18 protein-coding genes are annotated in these 19,034 nt (G+C 36.4%); 5 read left to right on the top strand and 13 right to left on the bottom strand.

The genetic code is table 11. The features are described 5' to 3' along the window. The 8 genes from P3F81_RS02480 to P3F81_RS02445 all read right to left on the bottom strand — a co-directional run bounded on the left by P3F81_RS02480 (position 1) and on the right by P3F81_RS02445 (position 8,934). Positions 1-666 carry a peptidylprolyl isomerase gene (locus P3F81_RS02480; protein ID WP_147666636.1) on the bottom strand — a complete coding sequence of 222 codons (666 nt, stop codon included), beginning with the start codon at positions 664-666 and terminating at the stop codon, positions 1-3. Further along, positions 648-1,382, bottom strand: a complete 735-nt coding sequence (locus P3F81_RS02475; protein WP_147666638.1) for an MBL fold metallo-hydrolase — start codon at positions 1,380-1,382, stop codon at positions 648-650. Before P3F81_RS02475 ends, P3F81_RS02480 begins: the two co-directional genes overlap by 19 nt. 10 nt (positions 1,383-1,392) lie before the next feature. Further along, on the bottom strand, positions 1,393-1,890 hold the full coding sequence (gene thiW, locus P3F81_RS02470; RefSeq protein WP_147666640.1) for an energy coupling factor transporter S component ThiW: 498 nt from the start codon (positions 1,888-1,890) through the stop codon (positions 1,393-1,395). Between the two features lie 18 nt (positions 1,891-1,908). Further along, positions 1,909-2,715, bottom strand: a complete 807-nt coding sequence (thiM, locus tag P3F81_RS02465; protein ID WP_309320782.1) for a hydroxyethylthiazole kinase — start codon at positions 2,713-2,715, stop codon at positions 1,909-1,911. A gap of 60 nt (positions 2,716-2,775) precedes the next feature. Next, entirely contained in the window at positions 2,776-4,011 is a 1,236-nt protein-coding gene (locus tag P3F81_RS02460) for an Nramp family divalent metal transporter (RefSeq protein ID WP_147666644.1), read from the bottom strand. A 13-nt stretch (positions 4,012-4,024) separates the two neighbouring features. Next, a complete protein-coding gene (locus tag P3F81_RS02455) occupies positions 4,025-4,831 on the bottom strand; it encodes a magnesium transporter MgtE N-terminal domain-containing protein (protein ID WP_147666646.1) in 807 nt (268 codons plus the stop codon). Between the two features lie 156 nt (positions 4,832-4,987). After that, complete coding sequence (gene ade / locus P3F81_RS02450) at positions 4,988-6,703, bottom strand: adenine deaminase (RefSeq protein WP_147666648.1); 1,716 nt, start codon at positions 6,701-6,703, stop codon at positions 4,988-4,990. A 173-nt stretch (positions 6,704-6,876) separates the two neighbouring features. After that, on the bottom strand, positions 6,877-8,934 hold the full coding sequence (locus P3F81_RS02445; protein WP_309320592.1) for a methyl-accepting chemotaxis protein: 2,058 nt from the start codon (positions 8,932-8,934) through the stop codon (positions 6,877-6,879). Positions 8,935-9,230: 296 nt separating this feature from the next. Between P3F81_RS02445 and P3F81_RS02440 the strand changes: the two genes are divergently transcribed. Next, entirely contained in the window at positions 9,231-10,133 is a 903-nt protein-coding gene (locus P3F81_RS02440) for a 4Fe-4S dicluster domain-containing protein (RefSeq protein WP_309320591.1), read from the top strand. Positions 10,134-10,149: 16 nt separating this feature from the next. On the opposite strand, the gene P3F81_RS02435 is transcribed toward P3F81_RS02440, so the two are convergent. From P3F81_RS02435 to P3F81_RS02425, 3 genes are read right to left on the bottom strand one after another with little or no spacing between them, the layout of a single operon-like run. Beyond that, entirely contained in the window at positions 10,150-11,037 is an 888-nt protein-coding gene (locus P3F81_RS02435) for a YitT family protein (RefSeq protein WP_147666655.1), read from the bottom strand. 21 nt (positions 11,038-11,058) lie between these two features. Then, a complete protein-coding gene (locus P3F81_RS02430) occupies positions 11,059-11,526 on the bottom strand; it encodes a hypothetical protein (RefSeq protein WP_147666657.1) in 468 nt (155 codons plus the stop codon). Between the two features lie 10 nt (positions 11,527-11,536). Beyond that, entirely contained in the window at positions 11,537-13,723 is a 2,187-nt protein-coding gene (locus P3F81_RS02425; RefSeq protein WP_147666659.1) for a DNA topoisomerase III, read from the bottom strand. Between the two features lie 204 nt (positions 13,724-13,927). On the opposite strand from P3F81_RS02425, the gene P3F81_RS02420 reads away from it, so the two are divergent. From P3F81_RS02420 to P3F81_RS02405, 4 genes are all read left to right on the top strand, one after another. Beyond that, positions 13,928-15,226 (top strand): ATP-binding protein, encoded by a 1,299-nt coding sequence (locus tag P3F81_RS02420; RefSeq protein WP_147666661.1) that lies wholly within the window; start codon positions 13,928-13,930, stop codon positions 15,224-15,226. Further along, on the top strand, positions 15,223-16,815 hold the full coding sequence (locus tag P3F81_RS02415; protein WP_147666663.1) for a vWA domain-containing protein: 1,593 nt from the start codon (positions 15,223-15,225) through the stop codon (positions 16,813-16,815). The genes P3F81_RS02420 and P3F81_RS02415 overlap by 4 nt, the downstream gene beginning before the upstream one ends. Before the next feature lie 116 nt (positions 16,816-16,931). Continuing rightward, positions 16,932-17,342 carry a hypothetical protein gene (locus P3F81_RS02410; RefSeq protein WP_147666665.1) on the top strand — a complete coding sequence of 137 codons (411 nt, stop codon included), beginning with the start codon at positions 16,932-16,934 and terminating at the stop codon, positions 17,340-17,342. Positions 17,343-17,358: 16 nt separating this feature from the next. Beyond that, complete coding sequence (locus P3F81_RS02405) at positions 17,359-17,772, top strand: hypothetical protein (RefSeq protein ID WP_147666667.1); 414 nt, start codon at positions 17,359-17,361, stop codon at positions 17,770-17,772. Positions 17,773-17,841: 69 nt separating this feature from the next. On the opposite strand, the gene P3F81_RS02400 is transcribed toward P3F81_RS02405, so the two are convergent. Then, positions 17,842-18,168, bottom strand: a complete 327-nt coding sequence (locus P3F81_RS02400) for an AzlD domain-containing protein (protein ID WP_147666669.1) — start codon at positions 18,166-18,168, stop codon at positions 17,842-17,844. Then, on the bottom strand, positions 18,165-18,866 hold the full coding sequence (locus P3F81_RS02395) for an AzlC family ABC transporter permease (protein WP_147666671.1): 702 nt from the start codon (positions 18,864-18,866) through the stop codon (positions 18,165-18,167). Before P3F81_RS02395 ends, P3F81_RS02400 begins: the two co-directional genes overlap by 4 nt. Between the last annotated feature and the right edge of the window lie 168 nt (positions 18,867-19,034).

The raw sequence follows: 19,034 nt of genomic DNA, 5'->3' as shown, positions 1-19,034 counted from the left end.
TTACTCTGCTTTAATTATTTTAATTTCATTGATAACGACAGGCTCTACTGGTTTATCATTTGCTCCCGTTTTTACTTTGCCAATTTTATACACGACATCCATACCTTCAATTACTTTACCAAAAACAGCATGTTTTCCATCAAGCCAAGGAGTCTTGTCCAAAGTAATAAAGAATTGTGACCCACCTGTGTCAGGTCCAGCATTTGCCATGCTTATAATTCCTGCAGATGAATGTTTTAAATCTTTATGAAATTCATCAGGAATCGTATAGCCAGGTCCCCCTGTTCCGTTACCGCTTGGATCCCCACCTTGAATCATAAACCCATCAATTACACGATGGAACGTTAATTTATTATAAAATCCCTTTTCTGCTAAACCAATAAAATTTTTCGTTGTAGTTGGTGCTTTATCCTCAAACAACTCAATTTTAAATATTCCCATATTTGTATCAAATACAGCAATACGATTCGTTCCATTGTATGGTTCTAAAGGCTGTGCAGGTTCAACGTTTTTAGGTGTTGGTTTCGTTTCCTCTTTCGCGATATCACTATATTTCATTCCACTTTGCAATCCAGAAGATTTTTGCTGGCTGCTACTACCGAAACATCCCACAGCAATAAACATCATAAACGTTACTAACATAAAAACTATCCATTTTCTTTGCATGATAATTCTCCTTTTTCAATTGATAACTTGCTACCATTTTTCGTTGGACACCAATATTTCATTTCTTTCTCTTTAGCGAAAAACCCTTCTGGCGGGTGCCAAGCAATACCTTGTGTATGCATTGCAATTAACTGTCTTACCATCGTATGGTCACAAAATTCCTTCACACCCAATGCACAATACTCGCCTAATCGACTGTCAATTGGGAAAAACGCAACATCTGAAACTAAACCAGTCAAATGCTTCATTTCTTTTGCAAAACGATTGCGAGCAAATTTATTATTGGTCTCTGTATCGCCATCCCAATGCCACCAGTTTAAATCACCTGCGTGAAAGATACGCCAACCTTCAAATTCAACATAAAAGGAAATGCCTTCATCCGTTGAACCATAAGAAGAAACTTTAATATCCATTTCCTTTACCGTTTCATAAGGATTAAGGTAAATTACCTTTTCTGACGATAAAAGAGATTTGGCAGCCGGCTTAATATCAAAGCTTAAAAAATATTTTGCCACACTATCCGCCATTTCTACAATCTTAGGATTAAAATGATCATGATGCACATGTGAACTAAAGATATATACTTTATTACAATCTGCCAGTACACTTGATAAACAATGATTTTCATCACGATAATAATCAAACAGCAGTGCTGTATTGCCGATTTTTACAACAAAACCACTATTATCTAAATAAGTAATTTCCATAGAATCCATTCGTATCCCCCTACCTTCTATGATTTGCATATTTCACGAAAAGATTACGAATCGGTGTTTGATAAATGGCAAATGCAATGATACTGCCACCTAGCGTACTGATTAAAAATGGAACGACAAAGACAAACGCCCCTGCATCAGACGCTAAAATATATTTCGCTACAGGATAAGCAACAAAAGCGCCAAGTATACCTGTACCAAAAACCTCCCCTAAAATCGCGCCATAAATACTCCCTGTTTTCTCATAAAGGTATCCTGATAACGCCGCCCCAATCATGCTACCTGGAAACGCTAATAAGGATCCTGTCCCTAATAAATTGCGCAATAGCGAAATACTAAAAGCTCCGCTGACACTATAACGTGTACCCAATAAAACCGCAAGCAAAATGTTGATTGCATGCTGCATGGGAAAGCATTTCGCCACAACAACAGGTATATAAACTAAATGGGCAGATAAGACACCGATTGCAATAAATAAAGCGGTAATCGTTAATTTTTTCAGTTGCATTTTCTCCTCCCCATAAATTTAAGAAATTTTCCCATATTTTTTTATTATATCACAATTCAGTTGAAAAATTTCATCAATTAATCGCATGCGAAACGTTCCAATCCCCTCATTCTCTGTTAGACGCAACTTCGCAAGTTCACCACAAATTCCCATGGCAAGTACTCCCGCCACAGCTCCGATAAAAGCATTTCCCGCCGCCGCGAAACTTGCAACAAGCGCGGAGGTCATACAGCCTGTCCCGGTTACTCTCGTCAGCCATTCATCACCATTTTCAATCGTAATCATATTTTTCTTATCGACAACCAAATCTGTTTTACCGGTTACCGCAACAACTGCATTAGTTTTTTCAGCAAATTCCCTCGCAAGCTCTCCACGACCAGCTTCACTTGCAATGGAATCAACACCTTTCACTGCTACCTTTCTATGACAAAGCACATTTAATTCCGTCATATTACAGCGAATGATATCCGGTTGAACATCGGCTAAAATCGCTTTAGCAACTTCAGTTCTTTGCTTTGTCGCACCAACGCCAACCGGATCAAAAACAACAGGAATCCCTCTTTCTTTTGCCGTTATTCCTGCCTTTAAATACGCGGGAATATTTGCTACGCTCAATGTCCCTATATTTAAAACAAGCGCGCTCGCTTTACTCGTCATTTCTTCCACTTCATTTATATCGTGCGCCATAACTGGTGATGCTCCCAAAGCAAGAGTTGCATTTGCACAATCATTTGCACTGACATAGTTGGTAATCTGATGAATTAACGGGCGGTTTTTACGTATCCACAATAATTTTTGACTAATCTCTTCTAACAACTCAACCACCTCAAAAGTAAATTTCATTTTATTATATCAAAAACCCTTCCAAACGTAAATTTTCCTTTATTATTGAATAAGTCCTGCAATGAGAAGAATTAAATTTAATAAAACCAAAAACACGGTAAACATCCAGGCAATATAGTTATAAATTCGCCCATTTTTGTACTTGCCCATCAGTTCTTTATTATTTACTAATAGCAACATAAAAATTAAAATTGGTGGCAATAACACTCCGTTGATGACTTGTGCAGCCAACATGACTTTATATAAAGATATTCCCGGCATCAAAACAAGACCTGCACCAATCACAATTAAGAAGGTATATAAAATAAAAAACGCCGGTGCTTCACGATAAGTTTTATCAATACCATGTTCAAATCCCATAGCCTCACAAATGGCATACGCTGTACTTAAAGGTAGAACAACAGCCGCTAACATAGATGCGCCTAATAAACCGAACGCAAATAAAGTCTTTGCATAACTTCCTGCCAAGGGTTCAAGAGCAATTGCAACATCATGTACATTCTCAATGACAAAATGCTGTCCATACAGTGCTGCTGCCGTTACAATAATAATAAAAAAAGCAATAACCCCGGTGAGTAAAGTTCCGACCAATACATCCACTAGAAGATACCGATATTTTTCTGCTCGAATTCCTTTATCTACTACTGAAGATTGAATATAAAATTGTCCCCAGGGGGTAATCGTCGTTCCAACCAATCCAACTGCTAATAAAATATATTCGTAGTTATTCGAAAAGTCTGGCATAACAAGTGCACTGCCTGCCGCTTGCCAATCTGGTTCAACGATAACACCAGTTATCACATAGCTTATAAACATGAAACACAAACAAAAAAATACTTTTTCAACACTGCGATAATTGTACTTGAGTACAATCCACCAAATTAAAACAGCGCTGAATGGTACAATCACATATTTACTAATTGAAAATACTTCAAAACTGCTGGCAATTCCAGAGAATTCAGAGACTGTCGTTGCAATATTGGCAAATAGCAAAATAACAATCGCCAGAAAAGTCCAGCGTACACCATAATATTCCCTGATTAATGCAGCAAGACCGCGTCCAGTTACCGCTCCCGTACGTGCTGATATCTCTTGAAAGATTCCCAAAGAAATTGTGCTTATAAATAATACAAATAGTAGTTGGTAGCCATACTGTGCCCCTACAGATGCATAAGTTGCAATTCCTCCAGCATCGTTATCAGCAAAAGCAGTAACGACGCCTGGTCCCATTACCGATAAAAATAGGAGCATTTTTTTATAATATTTCGTTACGCTCATGATGAAAGTCCTTTCATTTTACGCCAATTTGATTTACTTCATAAAAAAATCGGTTTAACTCAGTGTATTCACTCAGAATATATTCTACTTTTTCTTTTGGCATTTCTCGTAAGATGAAAATAGCATGTAAAGGTTCTATTTGCTTTAACAATTCAATGCATACATTCGGCTTTAAAATGGTCATCGTTAATCCCATAATCTTTTTATTTAATTGTCTTATCAAGATAAATCGTCGCTTATAATCCAAAGATTCAATAATCTGAGCAAGGTCTTCTGGCTTTAATCGATTTAAGTTCTTTTCATAATTGACCTGCAATCCTTTAATACAATCATCCACTAAATTAATATACTGCCAATCTAAAAACTTATTTTGCATACGCTTAACGAGAAATTCGAGATTCATTCTTCGAAAAAACCCTCTCATGCCAATATCAATCGCTGTAATAAACAAATGCGGTTCACTATGTCTCCTTACAAATGACAAAATAACATCATTCGCTCTGACCAGCCTAGCACCTTCTAAATCAATAATCTGTCGATCTAAAATCCGATCGCCCACCAAAAACATTTTATCTTGATTTTCCTCTGGCATAACTTGATAAAATTTGCAATTCAGCTCAATCATGCCCTTATTATAAAAAGCAATGTAGTCTATAGGAATAATATGATCCAGTTTTCCACAGACAAGCCCTACTACCTTTGGGTAGATGCTATTTATTTCAAAAGCAACATCTAACACTTTACCAATAAAATCTCCACCGCTATTATAAACTTTATTCCCCATAAATTGACTAAAGTAGAATTTTTCATTTCCTTCCATGATGATCCCTCCTTGCAATCATAATCAAAAAAGACCTTCTTAATAGAAGGTCTTTTCGAAAGGTAAGTACAGCATACTTTCTATACAGAAAGACATTCTTCTTACCTTACTATATGCAATTCTAAATTGTAGTGCTAATTTTCCGCACCCTTTATTTTACTCTACAGCAACATCTACGAATTGAAAGGTTCTTCCATCGACTAATCCTAGATCAGTTAATTTCAATTCAGGAATCACTGGCAAACTCAAGAATGCTAATGTCAAAAACGGATCATGTTCGCACTTGACGCCCATATCATGAGCCAAAATTTTCATTGTATTTAGCTGTGCTTCCACATAGTGCACGCCTTCATTCGACATAAGACCAGCCAATGGCAATGGTAACGCTTTTAAAACTTCACCATTATCAACAATAACAATTCCACCCTGCATCTTTTCAATTTCCTTCGCCGCCAATAAAATATCCCTATCATTTGTTCCCATCACAATGAGATTATGTGAATCATGGGCAATCGTCGAGGCTATTGCCCCTCGTTTCAATCCATAGCCGTGTGCCAAGCCAACACCAACATTACCCGTAGCATGATGGCGTTCGAATACAACTAATTTTAAAATATCAGCTTCTACATCAGCTATAAATTCGCTATTTTCCACTTTTACTTTCATTTCTCGTGCCTTTGTTACGATTTGATGTGGTACAAGCTCAATTACACGCGCTAAATCAGATTTAGCCGAAAGCTTTAGTTTTTCTCTATTAATAGAGGTTAGATGCACGGTTTGTTTAATATGCTCATCGGAAAAATCACTTCCACAAAACAAAGCTTTGCGATGCTCCGCAACTTTTATTCCATTTTTAAAGACAAGGCTTGGATTCCATGTAATTAATTCATCAAATACAAGCAAATCCGCTTTATATCCAGGAGCAATGGCACCGACATCGCCAAGCCCAAAATATGTAGCTGCATTAATCGTCGCCATTTGTAAAACTACAGGAATCTCATATCCTGCTTCTACCGCCAGCCGTACCATATTGTTGATATGTCCTGTACCAATCAAATCCGCTGGATGACGATCATCTGTGGCAAAGAAACAAAATTGTGAGGTGAAGCGATTTACGACAGGTAATAACTGCAACAAATTATGCGCAGCCGAACCTTCACGAATCATCAAATACATACCTGCTCGTAAACGATCCATTGCCTCTTCAGGATTTACACATTCATGATCAGATTTAACACCGGCAGCTGCATACGCCATAATATCATTTCCCATCAAACCCGGTGCATGTCCATCTACTTTTTTGTCCTTTGCAATCATTAATTTATCTAAAACCGTTTTATCCCCAAATAAAACACCTGGATAATTCATCATTTCACCCAAACCAAGTACACGCGGATGATCAATAAATTTTGCTAAATCATCTGCTAATAAAGTTGCCCCTGCATTTTCTAAGTGACTCGATGGAACACAAGACGGCAACATCACATAGACAGATAAAGGTAAATCTTCCGTACTATCTAAAATATACTTTATTCCCTTCAATCCGCAAACATTCGCAATTTCATGTGGATCCGCAATTACAGTTGTCGTACCACTGGGAACAACGGCTCTAGCAAATTCTATTGGGCTAAGCATCGAACTTTCGAGATGCACATGCCCATCAATAAATCCTGGTGTAACGTATTTCCCATCCAGATTTAATTCTCTTCGTCCTATATATTCACCGACACCGGCGATTACTCCATCGACAATCGCAATATCGCCTTCAATAAACTCACCAGTAAAAGAATTAAATACTCTTACATTTTTTAATACTAAATCCGCCTGCTCGTCTCCCTTAGCAACTGCAATCAAGCGTTTCATTTTTTTCATCTTTATATCCACCTATCACTTAAAATATCAAAAGAATTATACTTTATCTTATCAAATAAAACAAAAAAAACAAATACATATATATCCATTTGCAAAAACAACTTACGCTCAATCTTGTCAATAAATAAAAAAGGCTCACTGACTTTAATTTATCCCAGTGAGCCTTTTTTCATTTATAACTTAAACTTATTAATTGTATTTTGTAAATCTTGTGCAAGTTCTGCTAAATTTCTACTTGCGGAAGTAATTTCTTCCTGTGAAGCCAACTGCGTCTGCGTAGAAGAGGATACCTTATTTACATTGCCTACCGTATTTTCTCCAATATCCTGCAAGCGAGCCATAATATTTACAACCTCAGCATTTCCAGTAACAATTTGCTTAACTTCATCTGCTACGACTTGAACATTTTCTCTCACTTTTTCAATATGATCAACAATTTCTTTAAATGACTCTCCTGCTTCATTAACAATCTGCGTCCCTTTTTTAACTTCTTGTGTTCCATTATTCATTGCACTTACTGCAACGTTTGTTTCTTCTTGTACATGACTAATTAGTGCATCTATTTGTTTTGCTGCTTCTTGTGATTGCTCTGCTAATTTTCTTACTTCATCTGCTACAACTGCAAAACCTCTGCCTTGTTCACCGGCTCTAGCAGCTTCGATTGCTGCATTTAATGCCAAAAGATTTGTCTGTGCAGCTATACTTGAAATCGTATGTACAATTTGTCCAATTTCCTTCGAACGCTCACCCAAGTTTGTAATTACATCGCTTGTCTTCATTATCATCGTATCAACTTGTTGTATTTGACTAACGGCTGTTTCAATTGCGCCCCGCCCTTTTCTTGCTACCGCTACACTATTTTGTGCATTTTCTAATGTCGTCTGCGTATTCCCTTCCACTTTATCAATTCGCTGCGCGATTTTCTCTACAAATCCCACTGCTGAACCAGTTTGGCTCTCCTGTTCTACATTATCTTTTGTTACCTTTCCAATTGCCACAGCAACTTCTTCTGCCATAAAACTAGATTGTTCAGCACTTGCAAACAATTCTTCACTCGCTGCTGCAACCTGCTCAGCCATTCCATTCACTTGTGTAATCATTGTCTTTAACTGATCAGACATAATCTTTAAACTATTCGCTAACCTTCCCATCTCATCTTCACTATCAACAATAATCGTCGCTGATAAATCACCTTTTGCAATTTTTTCCGCTACCAGAATTAACTTTTGAATTGGTCGATCCACCTTTTGATTAAAGATGTAGATCAAGGCTAAAACGAGGAGAATAATGACAATAACAGAGATTACAACACTTACATAGACAGATTGATTAACTGCAGCATAAATCTCTGCCTTCGGATATACTAAAACTAACTTCAGCCCAGTATTTCCAATTGGCGAAACCATAATATAACTATCACTGCCAAAGGCACTACTTTCTAATAACGCCTGTCCCTTTTGCTCTACAATTTGCTTACCAAGATTGCTTATATTACTATCTTTATCTTCCGTAATCTTTTCTTGCATATTTTTCTCAGCATCACGATACGCAACATAATAGCCTGCTTTTGTAATGATGAAGGAGTATCCAGTTTCGCCAATTTTCATATCTCGAATATAATTTTCTAATTCCGTTAATCCAATATCTACTGTAAGTACCCCCGCTAACTTTCCATCTTTTTCGATTGCACTAGCACTCGTTATCATCGTCGTCTTACTTACATCATCATAAAATGGTTCACTCCATGCCACTTCACCATTCCCTTGCACACCATTTTTATACCATTCATACGATGGATAGTTATACGCTTCATTACTATAATCCATCGTAAGCTTTACCGATCCATCGGTATCACGATATAAATATGGTCCATAATATTTTAAGTCAGCCTGATAAGCATTCGGCTCAAACCAACAGCCACTGCCATAAACCAAACTATCAGATTTAATTAGCTTTTCCATAGTCTTAAATACAACGTTCATATCATATTGTTCCATTGCATCCAAATTTGCTGTCAAAGCCTTATTTTTTTCAGCAACCTGTAACATTCTAGAGTTGAACGCATTTACGATTTCACCAGATTTGGCTTGCAACTTTCCTTCCACTTCTTGCTCCATTCCCGCTCTGAAAAAATGAATATTAAAACCGGTCTGAATACATAACAATACACTAGTGATCACAATAACACTTAAAACAAAAATTGCTTTAATGCTTTTACTTAACCTAGCCATTACCAACACCTCTTTTATAAGACATTTTTTAACAAAGTTTTATTGTAATTATTATATCATTCTTTTAACCAAAACCCACCAAGAGACTACTTAGTCGCGTGTTAATTAACAAAAAATTAAAATTTTCATCTCCATTCACTCATCTAAAAGCAGCTTCATCTAACTCTTTGCATTTTTTACTATCTATGATACGATAAAATAAAGCTTGATTCAGGTGGAGTTTTCAGTTCATCTGAATCTTAGAGCGCCTAAGTTATCGGACAAAACTAAATGATCAAGTATAGGAAGATAAAATGATGTCTAATAAATCTCCTCTGGCGACAATTTTAAAAATAGAAACGAACTCCCCTTTCCCTGATGAAATCCACTATAAAATACAATTTAAAGGATGCCCTTTAAATTGTATTTGGTGCAATTCTCCCGCACTTAAAAGCAAAAAAATAGAAATTGTACCAAACGAAACAATATGTGTTCACTGTATGGCCTGTGTATCTGATTGTCCTACCACTGGAATCATCAACCTTAACAATCAAATTCATATACAAAGTAATTATTGCATTGGTTGTATGAGCTGTGTAGAAATTTGCCCCCGAGGTGCCTTAAAACCGATTGGGAAAAAAGTTAGCATAATCTCGCTTTTAAATCAGCTTCTTCCTAAAAAACCTTCAAATGATCAAAACAAAAAAAAGTTGCAAGTTACCTTATCAGGTGGAGAGATTCTATCTCAAAGCACTTTTATTCTAGCCTTACTCAAACAGTTAAAAGAACATTTCTTTTTTACCATTTGCGAAACAACTGGCTACGCAAAACCGGATGACTTTAAAAAATTACTTTCCTATACCGACCTCCTACATTTTTCTCTTGCCCATTATAATAGCCAAAAACATTTTGAAATGACGGGGGTATCTAATGAAATCATCCTTAGAAATTTATCAACCGCATTATATACTCATAAAAATATCACCATTTGCATCCCTATTGTACAAATGGTGAATGATGATTTAGAAGATGCAAAAAAATTTGCTGACTTGTTAACAAGACTGGGAGCAAACAGGATAAAAGTAAAGTATTTTAAAAAATGTGGCTTTGAAACTTATTTACCGCTCCTTCCATCAGATATTACAACATCACAAGCGCATCAAAAAATTTTAACTTATATAGAAACATTAAAAAAAGAAGGCTTAGAATACTCCTTTTAGTATTCCAAGCCTTCTTTCATTTCCTAACAGCACTATTTTTTAATTTTATCATTTCTTCTATCTGCGTGCCCGGCAGCGTAAAACCACGCCCCATAACTTCATTTGCATCTTGTACAATCATAAATGCCATTGGATCCAATAAATCTACAAGCAACTTAATTTTACCAATCTGCGTTAAATTTACGACAACAAAAATGATATCCTTATGTTGATGTGTAAAAGCCCCTTCTCCTTTTAGAAAAGTTACACCACGCCCAACTTCTTTTATAATTTCATCAGCAATTTTCTCACTTTTGCTAGATATAATCATGACTGTTTTCTTATTATTAAACCCTGCTACAACCTTGTCTGTAAGCTTCGCTGCCACAAACATAGAAATTAAGGTGAGCATTGCTAATTTCGGTCCAAAAAAACCTGCGGCAACGAGCATAATGATACAATTTAATGAAAAATTCACCGCCCCCATGTTGAGTGCATAATACTTTTTCACAATTGCTGCGACGATGTCAAAGCCACCCGTACTACCGTTAAAGCGAAAGACAATTCCATAACCTATGCCAGTAAAAACACCACCATAAATTGCAGCTAATAACGAATCATCTACAATCGGAAAGTTTTGCAAGAACATCATTGCATCAATTGCCACTGAAAACACAACCGTCCCAAAGATAACATCCATCGTATAAGGTTTACCTAATAATCGATATGCAGCAAATAGTAATGGAATATTCATGATCAACGTCATTGTCCCTATAGGAAGCCCAAATAAGTAATACAAAATGATCGCAATCCCACCAATTCCACCACTCAGTAGTTGATGGGGAACTAAAAACAAATTAATTGCACTCGCACTTATCAAACAGGCAAAAGTGAGGATTAGATAACGCGTAACTTTACTCTGCAAACAAAACACCTCCGCTCTATACTACTGTTCAAGTGTTGTTATTCTAATCTCGTTTAAATATCCTTGTGAGATATCAAGCATTAACCGGTCTTTTTCATTTTGTTGATAAATATAATAAATCTTCCCCCCGATACGTTCCTTTTCACCTTTCCCATAAGCTTTATTCAACTTGTACAAGGTAGCGCCGATTTTGACACCTTTCTTACTTTCATACGTTTTGTCACTGATTCTGATATCCACAACTTTTTTTGTCGCTTCATCAATCCCAATACGTGTATCGTTATTTTCACCATAAATATAGTATGTCACTACTGCTGTATCCGTTAAATGACTAATATCCATACGAGGCTGTCCGATTTTATTTACCATTTCTTCATAACTTTCCCCAAGTTCTATACCACGATAAGAAAAATCTATCTTTTCCGCCGCAAAACCATGAATCGTCAAAATCATACATAATATAGTTATACTCAATATTTTTTTCAACATAACACAATCCTCAATTTAATTTTAATTTTGCTAATGCTTCCGCTAAAGCATTATTTACTGGTGTTTCTGAACTTTTCGCTTGGTCTTTCATAAACCTTGCCACATCACGCTTTGATACTTTCGTGCTTGATTCTTTGCTTTTACGCTCTTTAAATGTCGATAACTTTTCCCGGTATCCACAAACACACGCAAAAATTTGTCCTGCACCTTCCCCACGCAATTCGAGCTTCTTATGACAATTTGGACAACGTGCATTTGTTACTTTAGCCAAACCTTTACGATAACCGCAATCACGATCTTGGCAGACAAGCATTCTGCCTTTTTTCCCGTTGACTTCCAACATAAACTTTCCGCACTCAGGGCATTTTGTCCTTGTTAAATTATCATGCCGAAAACGATCTTCACTATTTTTTATCGCTTTTACAACATGAGCAGCATAGCTTTTTATATCCTGTATAAAGGTAGCTTTGCCTAATGCACCATTTGCAATACTACTTAATTTTTGTTCCCATTTTGCAGTCAAAACTGGCGATTTTAATTCACTTGGAACAAGATTAAGTAATTGTCTACCCTTTTCTGTAATAAAAATATCCTTGCCGCGTTTTTCTAATAAAAATGACGCAAATAATTTTTCAATGATATCAGCTCGCGTTGCCACGGTTCCCAAGCCACCAGCTTCATTCAAGGTTTGCTTTAACGCTTGATTTGATTCTTCCATATACTGTATAGGATTTTCCATCGCTGCTAAAAGTGAAGCCTCCGTAAACGGTGCTGGCGGTTTCGTTTTTCCTTGCGTTAACTCAATTTTTCCTACCGATAATCCATCGCCTTCTTTAATCTGTGGCAACTTTTGCTCTCTAACCTCGCCGTCACTCTCTTCATCCAAAGATCTTTGATAAATTTCTTTCCAACCTAAACTTTGTACCGTCTTACCACGTGCAATGAAGCTCTCCTCACCAATTTTTGCAAGCAGCGTTTTCTGCTCATATACATATGGTGGATAAAGTACTGCAATAAAGCGTTTCACCACTAAATCATAAATTTTACGTTCTTTATCCGTCATTGCACCTAAATTAACAAATTGTTCAGTTGGAATGATCGCATGATGATCAGAAACTTTTTTATCATCAACAAAATGTTTACTAACAACGATCTGTTTACTTGCTTGAAATGCAAACTTCGTATAATTTGCCACTCCGCACGCTTTTAAGCGATCCTTAATCGTTGGCACAATATCTGCAGATAAATAACGCGAATCCGTTCTTGGATAAGTCAGTACTTTATGCGACTCATAAAGTTTTTGCATAATAGAAAGCGTTTCTTTTGCCGAAAAACCAAAAATCTTATTTGCATCTCGCTGTAATTCTGTTAAATTATATAGCTCTGGTGCAAACATTTTCTTTTGCACTGAGTTGACCTCAACCACCTGTGCTTTTTGTCCTTTGATTTCCTTTATAATACTTTCTGCCTGCTCTTTCATGAAAACTTTTGTAGCTTTGCTTTTTTTCTCTTGCCAAGTCCATTCCACTTGATTTGCCCAAACTTTAATTCCATAATACTCACGCGGTTTAAAATTCTGAATTTGTTCTTCCCTTTTTGCAATAATTGCTAAAGTTGGTGTCTGTACTCGCCCACAAGAAAGTTGCGCATTATGTTTACATGTCAAAGCGCGAGTTGCATTAATTCCTACATACCAATCTGCTTCCGCCCTTGCAACAGCAGATTGATACAAATTTTCATAAAGTCTGCCATCTTTTAAATGCGCAACCCCGTCTTTAATCGCTTTATCCGTAACTGAGGAAATCCAAAGGCGCTTGATTGGTTTATGTACACCAGATTTAATAATAATCCACCTTGCGACCAATTCGCCTTCACGTCCGGCATCAGTTGCAATTACAATTTCACTTACATCTTTGCGATGCAATTGCGTTTTTACATTTTGAAACTGTTTTGCCGTCTGCTTAATTACCACAAGGTCTAACGCTTCTGGCATAATTGGCAGTTCTTCTATTTTCCAAGCTTTCGCACTCGCACCATACTTTTCTGGATCGGCATGAGTTACAAGATGTCCTAATGCCCAAGTTACAATATATCGATTTCCCTCAATAAAGCCGTTGCCATTTTTATTACACCCTAAAACACGTGCCAAATCTCGGCCCACTGACGGTTTTTCTGCTAAAACAAGAATTTTACTCATGAACTTCTCCTTAAATCAAAATATCTTATCTTTATTATACACGAAAATAAATAAAGACAATGCAAATAAAACAAGAATAAGTTTTTTTAAAAAAGTGAACCCTACAGGTGAGAAAACCATAAATTTATGCTTACATTACAAATAACACCATTCCTGTATTTTCTTTAATATTTCGAACTCGTAATTTATTGGAGGAGGATTTTTATGCAGTATCATCAGCTGATTCGTCACAACGGCATTGAGCCGCTGTTTCATGCGATAGAAATGTCAGTCATCGCCGCTTGTAATCATCTACCCTTTCACCTGCACGCCGAAGGATTGCGCGGTACGGGAAAAACAACGGCTCTTCGTGCAGCTCACGCTTTGTTGCCACCAATCGAACGCATCAAAGGCTGCATTTACAATTGCGACCCTAAAAATCCTCATTGCCCACAACACAAAAATTTGACGCAAGAGGAAATTGCTACAATCGGAACTGAATTTGTTCCACGACCTTTTTTAGAAATCTCCCATTCAGCTAAAATTGCCTCCGTAGTTGGCAGCATTGATTTAAGTAAATTAGTAAATAGTGAAAATAGTACAGCTGCACTTTTGCCTGGAACAATACCACAAGCACATCGTGGAATTATTTTTGTCGATGAAATTAATCGTCTTGCTGATACCTCCCCTGAACTAGCTGATATTCTTCTAGACGTAATGGGTACAAAACCGGGCAGAATCCAAATCGAAGAAGCTGGACTACCAATCGTCGAAATGCCTGTAGAGGTTAGTATATGGGCAGCTTCCAATCCAGACGAAGAACCCGGAAGACTCGCCGATGTTCGGCGGCAGCTATCAGATCGCTTCGACTTAACAATTCCAGTAAAACAACCATCTGATGTGACTTCTGTACAGAGAATTCTAAATCAAACCTCTCCAGACACAGAACTTTTTCAAACCTTTTCTATTCCTAAACTGGATAATATCTCTTTTCGTGATGACCTTCAACAAATTCTTGCAACCATTTACGTCCAATTCAATTTAGAAAGCATTCGATCTATTCAAGCAATTGAAACTGCATCACGCTTAGAAGCTGCGATTAGCCAACGAAACACAGCACAAATTGACGATATCATAAAAGCGATCCTTCCAACTTTATCCCATCGTGTATCCATGCAGACAATAGAACAAATTCTTCACTACCTTGACCTAATTAAAAGCCATCAAGAAATACCTTTTTCCCTAAGCGCTGGTGTCATCGCAGAACATACACCTAAACCTACAATAAAAAAATTCTCCCTTTCCAGATTGCAACAATTTCTGAAACAACTCATCAAACTTTTGCCCAAATTTCCTTCAATGTCCGCCCTTACTGCAAATACTAAACGTAATGAAGATCCATCCCATCATCAACCGCAATTAAAAACTTCTACAAAAGAAGATATCATCTCCCCACCAAAAATTGCCACGCCTCTTAGTGAATTAAAAGAAGCTGATTGGTTGCAAAAACCTGAGGAAAAATGAAGAATATATTCGATTTATCTAATGAAAATTTAACATATTTATCTGAAGAACTTCAACTACAATTAAATAAAAACAGCGGTATCGGGATTGGAGAAAGCAGTGTATTAAGTAAAAAAATTCATCTTTACAAAGCCTCTTCACCACAAAACATTCAAATTGTCGTCAATGCAGATGCTGGTAAGTTTTTCTATGGACAAATCATAGAAAATAAAATTTTTCACCTTGACGTTTTCCATCAATGCGGCAAAGTAAATCATCACCAAGCCGCAAAAAAAGTAATTGAAACTATCAAATCTTACGGGAAATATAGCCTGCAGAAAGCCAATTTGCCGAATCCAGATTTGTTTGATATCCAAACGGGAACTGGCGGTGGAAGAATTACTGGAAGCTTAACTTATGGTACAAAAGAATCTCTATGCTATACCCATCAAAATCATATTCATTTAGCCTTCTCACTCTCTCATGAACATTTAGTTTTACTTTTCTATCTAGTTGAAACTTTAGAAAAAGTTATTTTAAACCATAAATTAGAACTACGCCAGATAGAACAGATAAGCAATGGATATAGTGACGATAATCAATATATGAATGTATCAGATTATGCTGACAAAAATGATTCTGCACTGCGCCGAGAAACTACTTCTGATACAACCTTTGCCATGAAAGAATTGAAAAAATCTTCATCTCCCTCTATGGGCGATGAAACTTTATCCGGTCAAGACCAGCAAGCAAGCAGTGCTTCTACGACTGGGCAAAAAAGCCAACAACAAACTCTACTTGGTTTACTAAGGCAGATTCCCCATACATCTAATCTAATCAAAGCAACAAAATCGAAAAAATTTCCGCTTCCACAATCACTGCACAATTTAATTTGGCGAATTAGAAATTATTTAAAAAAGAAACCCGGTCAACATCACCCAATAAAAAACATTCAAAACGTTAAATCAATTGTGAGTAAGCAGATTAGTAAATCATCAACAGCAAATGATTTTTCACTCGATATCTCAACAACCATTCATAATGCTGCCGTAAGACAACTTAATCAATATAAAAAAAATTTTTCTATTCAAGTCGATGATTTAGCCTTTTACTCTACCAATAGCAAAACCAATGCAGAAATTTGTCTCTTACTTGATGCAAGCGCTAGTATGGGTGGATGGCGCATTGATACTGCCAAAGAGCTTATCTTTAAGTTGCGTGAAATCACCTCACACAAAATCAGTATTATTACTTTCCATAATCAAAATGCAACGATTGCTCTACCTTTTACTAGAGATAAAAACAAGCTGATTGATACCTTAAATCAACTACAGCCAAGTGGAGCAACCCCGCTCGCATTAGGATTTAAAATCAGCCTACAGTACCTAAAAACAGAACGACTACGAAAGCCATTTTTATTTCTTATCACAGATGGACTTCCTTGCTATACAAGCGGTAACTTAAACAATCCCCTCGAAGATGCCCTACTTATGGCAAAAGAAATAAAAAAGCACCATATCCATTTTTCTTGTATTGGATTAAATGAAAAGCAAGATTATTTACATGCCTTAGCCAAAGCTGGAGAAGGGCATGTATTTAAATTAAATTAATCCTAAAAACATCTACAGAAAATCTGTAGATGTTTTTAATTCATTCCCATTTTTATGCATGGAGTAGCGTATCTTCTCATATTATTTAGCATGAATTCTTCTAGGAGGTATATACTATGGCTGATACAACAGTAACCAATACAGAAAACTCCTGTAATACACAAAGTGTAGAAACAGCTACCGAAGATACAAAAACAACGCAAATAACGACGAACCAATCAAATGATGTAAATGAAACTATTACCGTTACCAGACCAGATGAAAATGATTGCTGTTGTCCTTGTGGGCATTTAGATTTAGATAAGCTTGCTGAAGATGCATGTCAATGTGCTTTCAGATCTTCTAATATCGTAATTGCAACCAGCAATTCAATTATGGTATTTACAATGATTATTCTACAAGAAGTCCTCAAAGAGCTTTGCCGTTCTAAGAATTTCAATTTAGATGATGTTGTATTAATTACTTCTGCCTTAGCAGTTTTAGGCGATGGAATCAATATTAATAATCCGCAACCATTCAATAGTTAAGAAGGAGGAATAAATTATGGAAACAACATCAATTACTCGTACTGAAACCTGCCAAGATAACAAAACAACTGTAGTTACAGATACCGTTGATGATAAAACCGTCACAACGACTTGTGTAGACAATACAACTACAACAAAAACATCAAATCAAACAATTAACGATCCTAGAGTTATCCGTTGTCCTTGTCATCATCTCAATCTACAAAAATTGCTTGAAGAAACAAGGTGCCAAGCATTTAAATCTAGCAATCGAGCCGCCGCAAGAGCAAATGGTGTATTGCTTTTTGCTCTACAAATTTTACAAAATATTTTAATTTGTAAATGTAAGCAAAAAGAAATCAATATTGACGATTTATTTCTTATTGCAACTGCGATAGGGGAGATAGGCGATATTATTTCTATTTATAACCCACCACCATTTAATAGTTAATTTTAATCCATAATAAAAGTCGACAATCCTTTAAGGATTGTCGATTTTCTCTATTCTCCATCGTTAGCATTATATAAAATTCGTTAATATCCAATAAACAAGTATCCCTGTTACAATACTCTTCGCTAAGGATTTTGTCTTTAGCGAAACGACAAGTACAATCAGCGAAGCAAGTAAATTTATATTATTTAGACTTAGATTTAAATGATCGCCATTAATAAAAATTTCTGAAAAGACGAGTGCACCAAAAATTGATGTTGGCACATAACGTAACCATCGTTCAACGACTGGCGATAGGCTCACTCTTGCTAAAATAAAAGGAGGTAATGCACGTGGAATATAAGAAACAATACACATGCCTAATATACAATACATAATTTCAGTTGTACTCATCATTTCTTATTCGCCCCACCTTCGATAACACACCCTGCTGTTGCTGCAATTAACGTTGCAACAACAATATGTAATTTATGCGGTAAAACACTTGATAATCCCAAAGCTAAAACACCGCCAAATAACCCAATCATAATCAGTAATTTATTGCTAAAATGATACGTCCATAAGCCAATAAACATCGCTGTTAATGTATAGTTTACAACGGCGATATCGACTAAGATAATATTTCCTAATACATTTCCAAGCATATTGCTGAAAATCCAAGCACTATGCGAGATGATGTTTAGTGCCAATGCTCGATCCGGTGTCCACCTTGGTTGCGAAAAATTACTTAAATTTACAGCAAAAGTTTCATCTGTAATCCCTTGTGCAAATACACCTAAATATCGTGAAGATTGGCGCATCAAATAAGTAGCTAAAGTTGAACTATATAATACATGCCGTAAATTAACAATAAATGTAGTCAAAACAATCGATAAGATAGAAGCGCCGCCCCCCATCATTGCAATGGCAATAAATTGTCCACTGCCAGCAAAAACGAGAATTGACATAATTCCACTCTGCCACACTGTAAGTCCTACCTTTTGGGCAAAAACGCCACAAGCCGAACCTAAAAATAAATACCCAAAACAAATCGGTAATGCAGCTTTCCATACCTCTTTATCCAGCAAACCTTTAAAAATAATAGCCGCCCCCACTTCAACCTAAATAATAATAAATAAAACATAATTATAACTTTATATTTAACGTTTCTAACACTTCTTGTTATTATAGCGGTTCAATCAGCATTTTTCAATATTTATCTGGTTTTAAGGTAAAGTTTTAGCAAATAATACTGTCAGAGGAATTTCAACAGATGGCTAGAA

The sequence above is a fragment of the Selenobaculum gibii genome, from assembly GCF_030273445.1.
Taxonomy (GTDB): domain Bacteria; phylum Bacillota; class Negativicutes; order ICN-92133; family ICN-92133; genus Selenobaculum; species Selenobaculum gibii.
The sequence above is the reverse complement of the archived record's forward strand: the minus strand, read 5'-3'. Positions and strand labels throughout refer to the sequence as shown.